Source organism: Bradyrhizobium sp. WCU1 (assembly GCF_053474805.1).
The window spans coordinates 2,361,019-2,374,378 of the sequence record NZ_CM130280.1 but is presented as its reverse complement, the minus strand read 5'-3'; the positions used below and the strand labels follow the sequence as shown (position 1 = coordinate 2,374,378).

Below are 13,360 nucleotides of genomic sequence, written 5' to 3'. Positions count from 1 at the left end.
GGTGGTTAGCGGGTTCGCAGGGGATCGGGATGCGGTTCGGCCGCGGCCGGCGCGCGTGACAGCAGCAGCGTGAGCACGGCCGAGAGCACCAGCAGGCCGGCGACGAAATAGAGCCCGCCCTCGAAGCTGCCGGTGCGTTCCTTGATCCAGCCGATCATCGCCGGGCCAACGAAGCCGCCGAGATTGCCGATCGAGTTGATGGTGGCGATCCCGGCCGCGGCGGCCGAGCCCGACAGGAACATGGTCGGCATGCTCCACAGCGGCGGCTTCGACGAGGAGATACCGATATTGACCAGCGTGAGCGCGAGGATCACGGCGGCAAGGCCGGTCCACATTCCGGCCAGCGCGAGGCCGGCTGCTGCCGTCAGGCAGGCCAGCACCACGTGCCAGGTGCGCTCGCCGGTGCGATCGGAGTGCCACGCCCACAGGATCATCGCGGCTACGGCGATGGTCGCGGGCACCGCGTTGAGAAAGCCGACCTGGAGCGACGACAGGCCGAACGCCTTGATGATCTGCGGCGCCCACACGCCGAGTGTGTAAAGCCCGGCCGAGGTGCCGAAATAGACCAGCGCCAGCGCCAGCACGCGCGGATCGGCGAGCCCGCGCCAGATGCTGTGGCTTGCGGTCGCGGCCTTGCCGTCGTTCTCCGCCTTCATGGTCTTGACCAGCCAGGCGCGCTCGTCGTCGGCAAGCCATTTGGCCTGCTCCGGCCGGTCAGTGAGGAAGCCCAGCACCACGAAGCCGAGCAGCACGGCGGGCACGGCCTCCAGCACGAACAGCCATTGCCAGCCCTTGAAGCCGAGCATTCCGTCCATCTCCAGCAGCGCGCCCGACAGCGGCGAGCCGAGCACGGTCGACAGCGGCGCCGCAGCCATGAACAGCGCGGTGACGGCCGCGCGCTGCCGCGCCGGGAACCAGTAGGACAGATAGAGGATGATGCCGGGGAAGAAGCCGGCTTCGGCGGCGCCGAGCAGGAAACGCAGCACGTAGAAGCTGGTCGCGCCCTGCACCAGCGCCATCGCGGCCGAAACGATGCCCCAGGTGATCATCACCCGCGCGATCCAGATCCGCGCGCCGACCTTGTGCAGGATGATGTTGGAGGGCACCTCGAACAGGAAGTAGCCCCAGAAGAAGATACCGGCGCCGAAGCCATAGACGGTCGGCGACAGGCCGATGTCCTTGTTCATGGTCAGCGAGGCAAAGCCGATATTGACGCGGTCGATGAAGGCCACGAAGTACAGCAGCATGATGAACGGCACGATGCGCAGTGAGATCTTGCGCAACACGCGCGTGCCAAGCTGGCTTTCCATGGGCTTCCCCGGGGTTCGTCTTGTTGTTGGGACGGCGCGTTATGCCGCACCACCGAAAAGCCTAGAAGGCTGCGGCCTTCCGGTTCAACCCGTGTGGGTTTATACAAAAAAATGATATAATCCTTGCTTTGTCATTGCGAGGAGCGAAGCGACGAAGCGATCCACCGCTCCGCCTATGCGGTGGCACGGATTGCTTCGCGGAGCCTGTCATCCGGCGGCGCTTCGCGCCGACCGGGTGGCTCGCAACGACGGTGGATAGGTTCTGGAGTAAACACGTCTTGGAACTGCACCAGCTTCGCTGCTTCGTGGCGGCTGCCGAGGAACTGCATTTCGGCCGCGCCGCGCAACGCCTGCAGATGATGCCGTCGGCGCTCGGCCGTCACATCAAGCTGCTGGAAGAGGACCTCGGCGCGCGGTTGTTCGCGCGCACCACGCGTGCGGTGTCGCTGACCGAGGACGGCGCAACGTTGCTGCGCGAGGGGCGTGCGCTGCTCAGCCGCGCCGAGGCGATCGAGGATGGCTTTCGCCGCTGGCTGCGCAAGCCGCAGGCGCGGCGCTTCCGGATCGGCGCGATCGACAGCGCCGCGGCCGGCTTGCTGCCGCCGCTGCTGCGCGACGTCCGCGCCGCCCATCCCGACGTTGCCGTGCAATTGCTCGAGGAGAAGACGATCCGGCTGCTGCCGAAGCTATTGTCCGGTGCGCTCGATCTCGCGTTCGTGCGCCCGCCGGAGCGGCCCGACCGCCGCATCGAGTTTTTTCCTCTGCTGCAGGAGACCGCCGTGGTGGCGCTGTCGCACAAGCATGGACTGGCGCGGCGCAAGCAGATCGTGTTGCCCGATATCGCCGATCAGCCGTTGATCGTGCCCGAGCGCCGCTCGCGGCCGCACAGCCACGACCTCACGACCAAGCTGTTCGACGAGGCCGGGTTGACGCCGAACATCCAGGAGATCGCCGACGAAAAGCAGACCATCGTCAACATGGTCGCGGCACGGCTTGGCGTTGCCATCGTGCCGCGCTGGACCGCGCGGATGGCGATCCCGGGCGTGCGTTTCGTTCCCCTCAGGCTCAAACGCGGCAGCGCCGCCGGCCGCCTGCCGCTCGCCGCCGCCTGGCTGAAAGGCTCCCGCGATCCGGTCCGCGACCAGGTGATCGCGGTGCTGGAGGCAAGGTTGAAGAGTTACGCGAGGGAGGCGTGACGGCTCTCTCCATCGTCATTCCGGGGCTCGCGAAGCGAGAGCCCGGAATCCATCGGGCCGCATTTTCAAACGATGAATGGATTCCGGGCTCGACGCTGACGCGTCGCCCCGGAATGACGGGAGGATGCGGACGTGCCCCCTAACGCTCCCGGCGTTCTGACGCCCCGGCTTCCGGTGCAGGATACAGGGCAGCCGCTGCGATCATGCCGGCGACCGCACCGATGGTCGCCAGGACGAATGGAGCCGCATACGCCGATGCCACCTCCGTCGTCCTGAGCGTCGCCCCCAGCGCGGCGATGCTGATGGCAAAACCGGCCTGGCGGACGATCATTGTCATCGCGGACGTCATGCCGGCCTGCGCCGGCGGCGCAAGGGCCAAGGCGGTGCTGCCCAATTGCGGGTTGGCCAGCGCCGCTCCAACGCCGATCGTCAGCATGCCGGCGACCGTTGCGATGCTGCGCAGGGTGGCATCGGCGGATAGCGCAGCGATCACGAGCAACAGATCTCCGGAAGCGATGGTGCCGAAGGCGACCATGAAGAAACGCCGCCAGCCCCATTGGGTGACGAGGCGGCCGCCCAGCAGCGGGACCAGCAGCATCGGCAATGTCGCCGCGAGCAAGGCCACGCCCGCCACTTCCATGCTGACATGCAGGCCGGCGCTCAGGAACAGCGGCAGATAGACCAATACCGCCCAGTAGCCGAATTGGATCGAAGTCAAGGACGCGCCGACCCCGATCATCGGCGCGGTCGCGAATACGCGCGGGTCGAGCACGGGATTTCGGCTGTGCCACTGCTGCCGGACGAATGCCAATGCCGCCGCCGCGCTCGCGATCAGGCCAGCCGCTCTGACGGTCGACGGCGCGTCGGGCTTCAGCAGTGCGTCGATCGCAAGACCCAGTGACAGCGTCAACAGCACGATACCCCAGGGATCGAGCGGGCGTCCGCCGGATTCGCGCGTCTCCGCGACGACCCGAGGCACGGCAAAGGCCAGCGTCAGGCAAAACGGAATGTTGGCATAAAAGATCGAGCGCCAGCCGAACCAGGCGGCAAGCAATCCACCCAGCGTTGGGCCCAGAGCCATCGCAACGCCCGAGATCGTCCCGATGGTGGCGAAGGCCTGCGCCCGCCGACGCTGGTGCGGGAATGCGCCGGCGACCAGCGCGAGCGCGCCGGTACCCAGGAAGGCCGCACCGACGCCTTGCAGCGCGCGTGCCGTGAGCAGCAGCGGAGCGCTCGCCGCCGCGCCGCAGCCGATCGAGGCCAGCAGAAACACGATGTTGCCGGCCAGCATCGCGCGCCGACGGCCGAAGCGATCCGCAAGCGCGCCTGACGCGAGCAACGCGCCGGTGAAGGCAAGGCTGTAGGCGTCGATGACCCAGGCGGTGCCTGCAACGGCAAATCCGAGATCGTCGGCAATGCCCGGCATGGCGACCACGACCGCGGTCACATCGAACAGGATCAGGAATGCGCCAAGGCTGAGCACGAATGTGGTCAGGTTCGATCGCTCGCGAGCGACCTCGGTTGAGCGATCGTGCATGTCGTGCCTGCTCCCCGCCCGGATTGCGTTCGGGGTCTGCCTACGCCGATCCTGCTGACACCATGGTGGCAGCAGGACGCTGCACGCGATGCCAAACCTGCTGCCTGAGCGGTTCGCACGGGCGTTGCGGCCGTGGCACCCGCGGCATTTCAACCCGACGGGCAACTCAGCAAAAACCTGTCAATCCATCGCGCCGGAAATATTTCGCTTTATCAGAAGTGCAACTCGGTTTATGGTTCGCCCGTCTCACCCGATCGAGGGGCGCTGCGCATCGTCAGGAGTGTTGCGGTGAGATGCGGTGGACGCCGAGGTCACGAAAGACGACGCGTGACGGAGGCGGACGGTGAAGTTGTGTGGTCCTGACGCCCTAACGGCAGGTGTCTTCGTGCAAGATGCGTTGCGTCATGCACGGGCGGTGACAAGCAAGCCCAGTCTCGCCGGGGAGAGCACGAAGTAAGCCGTAACCCATCGCGCAGGGAAAGCCGGAGTTCCCGGTTACACCTGTGGTCCTACCCCCCGAGCTTTCTACCCATTGCTCGGGGCCCATGGGTGCGATCGGCACCCGGCTTTCCCTGCGCCCTCTGTTTCCAGAGCGGCGAAACGAAGAGCACAGCTCGGACAGATCTTGTCGCGAGATGCGAAGCTATGTCCCCTTCCCATGACACCGCGTGTTTGCCTTGAATGCCGATGTTCGACAATAAATCGAGAACCATCCCTATCGTCTTCCTGCTTTCCGCCAGGACGACGATAGGAGCGAGCTGCACACGGCCCGGCGGGTTCCCCGGGTAGATCCGGTGCCGGCGCAGCTCAAGTCTCCCCCGGTTTTGCGGATCGGCCATGAGTTCCCTGTCGGTGGACTCGCGTTATGTTATAATATAACAGTCTTCTCTATGGCGAATACGCATACCCACGACCACCATCACGGCCATGCCCATCCCCACGGGCACAGCCATGGCCCAGCCGCCCATCCGGCCCAGACCGCGCACTGGTCGATCCTGCGGATGCCCGTGCCGGCCCGGCTGCTCGCCGCGTTCGCGGTCTCGGCCGGCCTGTGGGGCGTGGTCTGGCTGGCGATGAGGTGAGGCCCGTGGCTGCGCTTGTCACCTTCCGCGACGTCACCCTCGGCTATGACCGCCACCCGGCGGTGCACCATCTCAATGGTGTGGTCGAGGCGGGCGCGCTGCTTGCCGTGATCGGCCCGAACGGCGCCGGCAAGTCGACCCTGCTGCGCGGCATCGCGGGCGTGCTCAAGCCGCTGTCGGGCGTGATCGATCTCGACGGGCTCGAGCACCGTGACATCGCCTACCTGCCGCAATCCGCCGACATCGACCGCACCTTCCCGATCTCGGTGTTCGATTTCGTCGGCACCGGGCTGTGGCGCTCGACCGGCTTCTTCGGCGGCATCGGCAAGGCCGCGCGCGGCAAGATTTTGGCGGCGCTCGCCGCGGTCGGCCTCAACGGTTTTGAGAACCGGCCGATCGGCACGCTGTCCGGCGGCCAGATGCAGCGCATGCTGTTCGCGCGCGTGCTGTTGCAGGACGCCCGCCTGATCGTGCTCGACGAACCGTTCAACGCCATCGACGCCAAGACCACCGCCGATCTGCTTGATCTGGTGAAGCGCTGGAACGGCGAGGGTCGCACCGTGCTGGCGGCGCTGCACGACCTCGACATGGTGCGCAACAATTTCCCGGAAACGCTCCTGCTGGCGCGAGGCCCGGTGGAATGGGGCCCGACGGCAGAGGCGCTGACGGCGGAGAACCTGACGGTCGCGATGCGGATGTGCGAAGCGTTCGACGACTCTGCCGCGGCCTGCGCCGCCGATCCGCGCTCACGGGCTGCCTGACGCCGATGCTGACTGACGCACTGATCACGCCCTTCACCGAGTTCGAGTTCATGCGCCGCGCGCTGGCGGCCGTGATCGCGCTGTCGCTCGGCGGTGCGCCGATCGGCGTGTTCCTGATGCTGCGGCGGATGAGCCTGGTCGGCGATGCCATGGCGCATGCGATCCTGCCGGGCGCCGCGATCGGCTTCCTGCTGTCAGGGCTCAATCTGTTCGCGATGACGACCGGCGGCCTGATCGCGGGCTTCACCGTGGCGCTGCTGGCGGGCCTTGTCGCCCGCACCACCGAGCTGAAGGAGGACGCCTCGCTTGCGACCTTCTACCTGGTCTCGCTCGCGCTCGGCGTCACCATCGTCTCGATCAAGGGCACCAACATCGACCTCTTGCACGTGCTGTTCGGCAACATCCTGGCGATGGACGACCAGACGCTGCTGGTGATCGCATTCAATGCCACCATCACGCTCTTGGTGCTTGCGGTGATCTACCGGCCGCTGGTGATCGAATGCGTCGATCCGGTGTTCCTGCGCACCGTGAGCCGGGCCGGTGCGCCGGCGCATCTCGCCTTCCTGGCGCTGGTCGTGGTCAACCTCGTCAACGGCTTCCACGCGCTCGGCACGCTGCTCGGCGTCGGGCTGATGATCCTGCCTGCGGGCATCGCGCGGTTCTGGTCGCGCGACATCACCACCATGATCTGCATCGCGGTCGCTAGCGCGATTGTTTCCGGCTATGCCGGGCTCGTGCTGTCGTACCAGACCCGGATTCCCTCCGGCCCCGCGATCATCCTGGTTGCGGCGGGTCTCTATATCGTGTCGCTGCTGTTCGGCAATGTCAGCGGCCTGGTGCGGCAGCTGTTTCCCGGACGGCATCTCGAGGCGTAATGATGCGGCATTTGCTTGGCTTGATATCCCTGGCGCTGGTGCTGGCGAGCGGTGCGGCACAAGCCGCCGAACGCATCAACGTGGTCGCGAGTTTCTCGATCCTCGCCGACATGGTGCGCAATGTCGGCGGCAACGACGTCGACGTGGTGGCGCTGGTCGGGCCCGATGGCGATGCGCATGTCTACGCGCCGACGCCGGCGGACGCCAAGAAGGTCGCCGACGCCCGCCTCCTCGTCATCAACGGCCTCGGCTTCGAGGGCTGGCTGCCGCGCCTGCTGCAGGCCTCCGGCAGCAAGGCGCCGATCGCGGTGGCCACCAAGGGGATCATGCCGCGGAAGCTGGGCGGCCATGACGATCCGCATGCCTGGCAATCCGTCGCCAATGCGAAGATCTACGTTGCCAATATCCGCGACGGACTGATCGCCGCGGCCCCCGACAAGGCGGCCGTCTTCAAGGCCAATGCCGACGCTTATCTCGCCAGGCTGGAGGCGCTCGACCGCGAGGTGCACGAGGCGGTGGCGAAAATACCGGAGGTGCGTCGCAAGGTGATCTCGACCCACGACGCCTTCGGCTATTTCGCCGACGCTTACGGGATCACGTTCTTCTCGCCGCTCAGCGTCTCCACGGATTCCGAGCCCAGCGCGCGCGATATCGCCGCCATCGTCGCCCAGATCAAGCTTGCGAAAATTCCTGCAGTTTTTCTCGAAAATATCAGCGATCCCCGCCTGATCCAGCGGATCGCAGCCGAGACCGGCGCCCGGGTCGGCGGCACCCTGTATTCGGACAGTTTGACGGGCGAAAAGGGCCAGGCACCCACTTACATTGATATGGTCAGGCACAATATAAAGGCCCTGACCAGCGCGGTCGCCGGGTAGGGGCAGGGGCCTCCCTGCCGGGGTTGAGCGCGAACCCAAGTTCCCGGAGTTGTTATGGCTGAAGCTTCGCAAAAAATTCCTGTGACCGTGCTGACGGGCTATCTCGGCGCCGGCAAGACCACGCTGTTGAACCGCATCCTGTCGGAAAACCACGGCAAGAAATACGCGGTCATCGTCAACGAATTCGGCGAGATCGGCATCGACAATGACCTCATCATCGGCGCCGATGAGGAAGTGTTCGAGATGAACAATGGCTGCGTCTGCTGCACGGTGCGCGGCGACCTCGTCCGCATCATGGACGGCTTGATGAAGCGCAAGGGCAAGTTCGACGCCATCATCGTCGAGACCACCGGCCTTGCCGATCCGGCGCCGGTCGCGCAGACCTTCTTCGTCGACGAGGACGTGCAGAAGAACGCCCGGCTCGATGCCGTGGTCACGGTCGCCGACGCCAAGTGGCTGAGCGACCGCTTGAAGGATGCGCCGGAAGCCAAGAACCAGATCGCGTTCGCCGATGTCATCGTGCTGAACAAGACCGACCTGGTCTCCAAGCCCGAGCTTGCCGAGGTCGAGGCCCGCATCCGCGGCATCAATCCCTACGCAAAGCTGCACCGTACCGAACGTTGTCAGGTTGGCTTGACCGACGTGCTGGAGCGCGGCGCGTTCGACCTCGACCGCATCCTGGAGATCGAGCCCGATTTCCTCGAGGCCGGCGACGATCACGACCATGACCATCACCATCATGACCACGGTCATCACCATGACCATGATCACCACCATCATGATCACGGTCATGGCTTGAAGCACTATCACGACGAGGACATGCAGTCGCTGTCGCTGCGTTCGGAGAAGCCGCTCGACCCGACCAAGTTCATGCCATGGCTGCAGAACCTAGTCGCCACCGAGGGCCAGAAGATCCTGCGCTCGAAGGGCATCCTCGCCTTCACCGGTGATGACGACCGCTACGTGTTCCAGGGCGTCCACATGATGCTGGAGGGCGATCATCAGCGGAAGTGGAAGGACGGCGAGAAGCGCGAGAGCCGCGTCGTGTTCATCGGTCGCGAGCTGCCGGAGCAGGCGATCCGCGACGGCTTCGAGCAGTGCATCACCACGTGATGAAGGAGTTCGACCCGGGCGAGGCCCAATCTTCCATCGTGTCGATCACCGACCGCGTCAAGCCGCTTCCGCTGGGCGCAGCGGTCGGCTCGGTGCATTTCCTCGGCGACCGCGCGTTCTTCGTCGGTGCGGAGGAGAGCATTGCGATTGCAACCGCCGACGGCGAGATCACGCGCACCGAGACGCATTTCGGTGCCATCCTGTGCGCGGCCTCCGACGGCAAGCGGCTGGTCACCGGCGGTGACGACGGCAAGCTGATCGCGATCGACGCCAAGGGCGAGATCTCGACAGTCGCGATCGACGCCAAGCGGCGCTGGATCGACAATGTCGCCCTGCACAGCGACGGCACCGTGGCGTGGTCGGCAGGCAAGACCGCCTTCGTGCGCAATCCCAAGGGCGAGGAAAAAACGTTCGAGGTGCCGTCGACCGTCGGCGGGCTGGCGTTCGCACCGAAGGGGCTGCGGCTCGCGATCGCGCATTACAACGGCGTGACGTTGTGGTTTCCCAACATGGCCGCCAATCCGGAATTCCTGGAATGGGCCGGCTCGCATCTCGCGGTCACCTTCAGCCCGGATAACAAGTTCCTGGTCACGGCGATGCACGAGGCCGCCATGCATGGCTGGCGGCTCGCCGACAACCGGCACATGCGGATGAGCGGCTATCCGGGCCGGGTGCGCTCGATGTCGTGGAGCGTCGGCGGCAAGGGGCTCGCGACCTCGGGCGCCGATACCGTGATCGTCTGGCCGTTCACCAGCAAGGACGGGCCGATGGGCAAGGAGCCGGCGATGCTGGCGCCGATGCCGGCGCGGGTCGCCGTGGTCGCCTGCCATCCGAAGAACGACATCATGGCGGTCGGCTATGCCGATGGCACCGTGCTGATGGTCCGGCTCGAGGACGGCGCCGAGATCCTGGTACGGCGGAATACCGGCACGGCGGTGTCTGCGCTGGGCTGGAATGCCAAAGGCACGCTGCTCGCCTTCGGCACGGAAGATGGTGACGCGGGCATTCTGGAAATGTAAGAGATCGCTGCATACGCAGCGTTTTCGAGCGAAGTGGGTACCGGTTCGCGTGAAGAAAACGCATCAAATGAAGAACCGGTAGATGCCATGCGATTCCTCACGACATTCCAGCTCGCCGACTTCCTCGACACGCTGATCAGCCTGACATCGGCCTTTGTGCTCGGCACCCTGATCGGGGCCGAGCGGCAGTACCGGCAGCGCACCGCGGGCCTGCGCACCAACGTGCTGGTCGCGGTCGGCGCGGCCGCCTTCGTCGACCTCGCGATGCATCTGGCGGGCGCCGACGGCGCGGTGCGGGTGATCGCCTATGTCGTGTCGGGGATCGGCTTCCTCGGCGCCGGCGTCATCATGAAGCAGGGCATGGACGTGCGCGGCCTCAACACCGCGGCGACGCTGTGGGCCTCGGCCGCGGTCGGCTCCTGCGCCGGCGCCGACCTGGTGGCGCAGGCCGCGGCGCTGACCGTGTTCGTGATCGCCGGCAACACGCTGCTGCGTCCGCTGGTCAACGCCATCAACCGTATCCCGCTCAACGAGAAGGCGCTGGAGGCGACCTACTACTTCAAGGTCGTGGTCACCGCGGAGGTGCTGCCCGATGTGCGCGACGCCGTCGTGGAGAAGCTCGAGGCCGCGAACTATCCGGTCGCCGATGTCAACGTGGTCGAGGCCGGCGACGACTTCCTCGAGATCGTGGCGGAGCTGGTCTCGACCGCGGTCGAACCCAACGAGCTGAACGCGGTAGTGGTCGACATGCAACATCAGCCCGGCGTGCGCCACGCGACCTGGGAAATCAGCACCACGGATTGAGGCGGTTCCACGCAGGCGGCGCCCAGGAACCATGCGGTGGCCGGATCGTTGACCTCGCTGACACGATGCGGGGTGAACGAGATGGCTGCGGATCGAACCAAGTTGCGGGCGGACGTCGTGATCGCCTCCACGCTGGTGGTGGCAGGCGTCGCGGTCGCCGTGCTGTCGCTGCAGGCAATCAACGCATCTTCGCCGCAAGAGCTGGCGCAGGCAGCCCAGCCGCTACAGCCATCGCCGGCGCCGCCGAAGACCGCGCCGCCGGCCGAGTCAAGACCCGGCGGCGAACGGCCGACCACGCCGGCGCCGGAGCCGGCGCGTCCCGATGCCGAGGCGCAGAAGGCCGGCGCCAAGCCGGTGCTGCCGCCGGCGCCCGCCGAGAAGACCGCACCACCGATCGAGAAGAAATAGGCTCTCCGGTCGGCGCATGTGACGCGCATTTGACTGATGCTGCCGATTATACTGTCTCGCCTCCGTCATCCCCGCCCGCCATAATCCGTCGTCTTGCCAACGACAGATGGGGCCATCCATGAAGATCGAGGACGTCCGGCGCACCGCCTATTCGATGCCGCTCACCAACCCGTCGTTTCCGCCGGGGCCGTACCGGTTCTTCGACCGCGAATATTTCATCATCACCTACAAGACCGATCCGGAAGCGCTCCAGGCCGTGGTGCCGGAGCCGCTCGAGGTTGCCGAGCCCGTGGTGAAGTATGAATTCATCCGCATGCCGGACTCGACCGGCTTCGGCGACTACACCGAGACCGGGCAGGTGATCCCGGTCCGCTTCAAGGGCGAATTGGGCGCCTACACCCACGCGATGTATCTCGACGACGAGGGCCCGATCGCCGGCGGCCGCGAGCTGTGGGGATTTCCGAAGAAGCTGGCCAAGCCCAGGATCGAGGTCGAGAGCGACGTCCTGGTCGGCTCGCTGCATTACGGCTCGGTGCTGTGCGCCTCCGCCACCATGGGCTACAAGCATCGCAAGGTCGACCACGACACCGTGCTGAAATCGATGGCGGCGCCGAACTTTATTCTCAAGATCATCCCGCATGTCGACGGCAGCCCGCGGATCTGCGAGCTGGTGCGGTTTCATCTCGAGGACATCACCTTGAAGGAGGCATGGACCGGCCCCGCCGCGCTCGGCCTGTTTCCTCACGCGCTGTGCGACGTCGCCCGCCTGCCGGTGCGCGAGGTGGTCTCGGCGCTGCACTACAAGGCCGATCTTACGCTCGGTCTCGGCTCGGTGGCGTTCGACTATATAGCGAAATAGCTGCCGTCATTCCGGGCCTGGCCCTTCGGGCCATCCCGGAATGACGAGAGTGGAGATCGGGTCGGGTCAGCGCACCAGGATGTTCTTGAACTGCCAGGGATCGCTGGTGTCGATGTCTTCCGGAAACAGTCCCGGGCGATCCGTCAGCGGGGTCCAGTCGGTGTAAAAGCCCTTCACCGGGCCGAGATAGGGCAGCTGGATTTCCAGCAACCGGTCGAAATCCATCTCGTCGGCTTCGACGATGCCCTCGTTCGGATTCTCCAGCGCCCACACCATGCCGCCGAGCACGGCGGAGGTCACCTGCAGGCCGGTGGCGTTCTGATAGGGCGCGAGCTTGCGGGTTTCTTCGATCGAGAGCTGCGAGCCGTACCAGTAGGCGTTGTTGTCGTGGCCGAACAGCAGCACGCCGAGTTCGTCGATGCCGTCGACGATTTCGTTCTCGTCGAGGATGTGGTGCTTCTCCTGCATCCTGGCGGCGCGGCCGAACATTTCATGCAGCGACAGCACCGCGTCGTCACACGGATGATAGGCGTAGTGGCAGGTCGGCCGGTAGATCGCGGTGCCTGATGCATCACGCACCGTGAAGTAATCGGAGATCGAGATCGACTCGTTGTGGGTGACGAGGAAGCCGTATTGCGCGCCGCGGGTCGGGCACCAGGTCCGCACCCGCGTGTCGGCGCCGGGCTGCATCAGGTAGATGGCCGCGCCGCAGCCGGCTTCGTGGGTCCGTGCATTCTCGGGCATCCATTTTTCATGGGTGCCCCAGCCGAGTTCGGACGGCTGCACGCCTTCCGACAGGAAACCTTCCACCGACCAGGTGTTGACGAAAACATCGGGCTCCTTCGGCGACTTGGAGCGCTGGGTATCGCGCTCGGCGATGTGGATGCCCTTGACACCCGCCTGCCGCATCAGGTCCGCCCACTCGGCCTTGGTCTTTGGCCTGGGGGCATTGAGCTTCAGATCGGCGGCGACATTGAGCAGCGCCTGCTTGACGAAGAATGAGACCATGCCGGGATTGGCGCCGCAGCAGGACACGGCCGTGGTCGAGCCCGCGGGGCGTGCCTTCTTGGCGGCCAGCGTCACTTCGCGAAGCGCGTAGTTGGAGCGCGCTTCAGGACCCTTCGACGAATCGAAATAGAAGCCGAGCCAGGGCTCGTTGACGGTGTCGATATAAAGTGCGCCAAGCTCGTTGCAGAGCTCCATGATGTCGGTCGAGCCGGTATCGACCGAGAGATTGACGCAAAAGCCCTGGCCGCCGCCTTCGGTGAGCAGCGGGCTCAGCAAGTCGCGATAATTGTCCTTGGTCACGGCCTGCTGGATGAATTTTACGTTGTGCTTCTCGCAATGCGCCTTGCGGCCCTCGTCCTTGGGATCGATCACGGTGATGCGCGACTTGTCGTAATCGAGATGCCGCTCGATCATCGGCAACGTGCCTTTGCCGATCGAGCCGAAGCCGATCATGACAATGGGGCCGGTGATTTTCGCGTAGATCTGCGAGGAGGGGCTCATCATTTTCTCCAG

At 65.5% G+C, this 13,360-nt stretch carries 13 protein-coding genes; 10 read left to right on the top strand and 3 right to left on the bottom strand.

Annotated elements, in window-relative coordinates; genetic code table 11:
* Nucleotides 1-5: 5 nt before the first annotated feature.
* Nucleotides 6-1,310 carry an MFS transporter gene (locus ACTUWL_RS10890; RefSeq protein ID WP_021080140.1) on the bottom strand — a complete coding sequence of 435 codons (1,305 nt, stop codon included), beginning with the start codon at nucleotides 1,308-1,310 and terminating at the stop codon, nucleotides 6-8.
* 278 nt (nucleotides 1,311-1,588) lie between these two features.
* Here ACTUWL_RS10890 and ACTUWL_RS10885 point away from each other — a divergent pair, with 278 nt between their 5' ends.
* Nucleotides 1,589-2,506, top strand: coding sequence for a LysR family transcriptional regulator (locus ACTUWL_RS10885; RefSeq protein WP_021080139.1), 918 nt, complete (start codon nucleotides 1,589-1,591; stop codon nucleotides 2,504-2,506).
* A 139-nt stretch (nucleotides 2,507-2,645) separates the two neighbouring features.
* On the opposite strand, the gene ACTUWL_RS10880 is transcribed toward ACTUWL_RS10885, so the two are convergent.
* Nucleotides 2,646-4,043, bottom strand: a complete 1,398-nt coding sequence (locus tag ACTUWL_RS10880) for an MFS transporter (RefSeq protein WP_021080138.1) — start codon at nucleotides 4,041-4,043, stop codon at nucleotides 2,646-2,648.
* A gap of 890 nt (nucleotides 4,044-4,933) precedes the next feature.
* On the opposite strand from ACTUWL_RS10880, the gene ACTUWL_RS10875 reads away from it, so the two are divergent.
* From ACTUWL_RS10875 to ACTUWL_RS10835, 9 genes are all read left to right on the top strand, one after another.
* Entirely contained in the window at nucleotides 4,934-5,125 is a 192-nt protein-coding gene (locus ACTUWL_RS10875) for a hypothetical protein (protein WP_021078519.1), read from the top strand.
* A gap of 5 nt (nucleotides 5,126-5,130) precedes the next feature.
* Complete coding sequence (locus ACTUWL_RS10870; RefSeq protein ID WP_021078518.1) at nucleotides 5,131-5,886, top strand: metal ABC transporter ATP-binding protein; 756 nt, start codon at nucleotides 5,131-5,133, stop codon at nucleotides 5,884-5,886.
* Nucleotides 5,887-5,891: 5 nt separating this feature from the next.
* Nucleotides 5,892-6,761: a metal ABC transporter permease gene (locus tag ACTUWL_RS10865; RefSeq protein ID WP_021078517.1), complete on the top strand. Its 870-nt coding sequence runs from the start codon at nucleotides 5,892-5,894 to the stop codon at nucleotides 6,759-6,761.
* A 2-nt stretch (nucleotides 6,762-6,763) separates the two neighbouring features.
* Complete coding sequence (locus tag ACTUWL_RS10860) at nucleotides 6,764-7,636, top strand: metal ABC transporter substrate-binding protein (protein WP_021078516.1); 873 nt, start codon at nucleotides 6,764-6,766, stop codon at nucleotides 7,634-7,636.
* Between the two features lie 54 nt (nucleotides 7,637-7,690).
* Nucleotides 7,691-8,749, top strand: coding sequence for a CobW family GTP-binding protein (locus tag ACTUWL_RS10855; RefSeq protein WP_021078515.1), 1,059 nt, complete (start codon nucleotides 7,691-7,693; stop codon nucleotides 8,747-8,749).
* The gene (locus tag ACTUWL_RS10850) at nucleotides 8,749-9,768 is read left to right on the top strand and encodes a WD40 repeat domain-containing protein (protein ID WP_021078514.1); all 1,020 of its coding nucleotides are present in this window, start codon (nucleotides 8,749-8,751) and stop codon (nucleotides 9,766-9,768) included. Before ACTUWL_RS10855 ends, ACTUWL_RS10850 begins: the two co-directional genes overlap by 1 nt.
* 87 nt (nucleotides 9,769-9,855) lie before the next feature.
* Nucleotides 9,856-10,572, top strand: a complete 717-nt coding sequence (locus tag ACTUWL_RS10845; RefSeq protein WP_021078513.1) for an MgtC/SapB family protein — start codon at nucleotides 9,856-9,858, stop codon at nucleotides 10,570-10,572.
* 81 nt (nucleotides 10,573-10,653) lie between these two features.
* Nucleotides 10,654-10,980, top strand: coding sequence for a hypothetical protein (locus ACTUWL_RS10840; RefSeq protein WP_035651025.1), 327 nt, complete (start codon nucleotides 10,654-10,656; stop codon nucleotides 10,978-10,980).
* Between the two features lie 118 nt (nucleotides 10,981-11,098).
* The gene (locus ACTUWL_RS10835) at nucleotides 11,099-11,839 is read left to right on the top strand and encodes an acetoacetate decarboxylase (RefSeq protein ID WP_021078511.1); all 741 of its coding nucleotides are present in this window, start codon (nucleotides 11,099-11,101) and stop codon (nucleotides 11,837-11,839) included.
* A gap of 66 nt (nucleotides 11,840-11,905) precedes the next feature.
* Here ACTUWL_RS10835 and ACTUWL_RS10830 read toward each other — a convergent pair whose 3' ends face one another.
* Nucleotides 11,906-13,348: a homospermidine synthase gene (locus ACTUWL_RS10830; protein WP_021078510.1), complete on the bottom strand. Its 1,443-nt coding sequence runs from the start codon at nucleotides 13,346-13,348 to the stop codon at nucleotides 11,906-11,908.
* Between the last annotated feature and the right edge of the window lie 12 nt (nucleotides 13,349-13,360).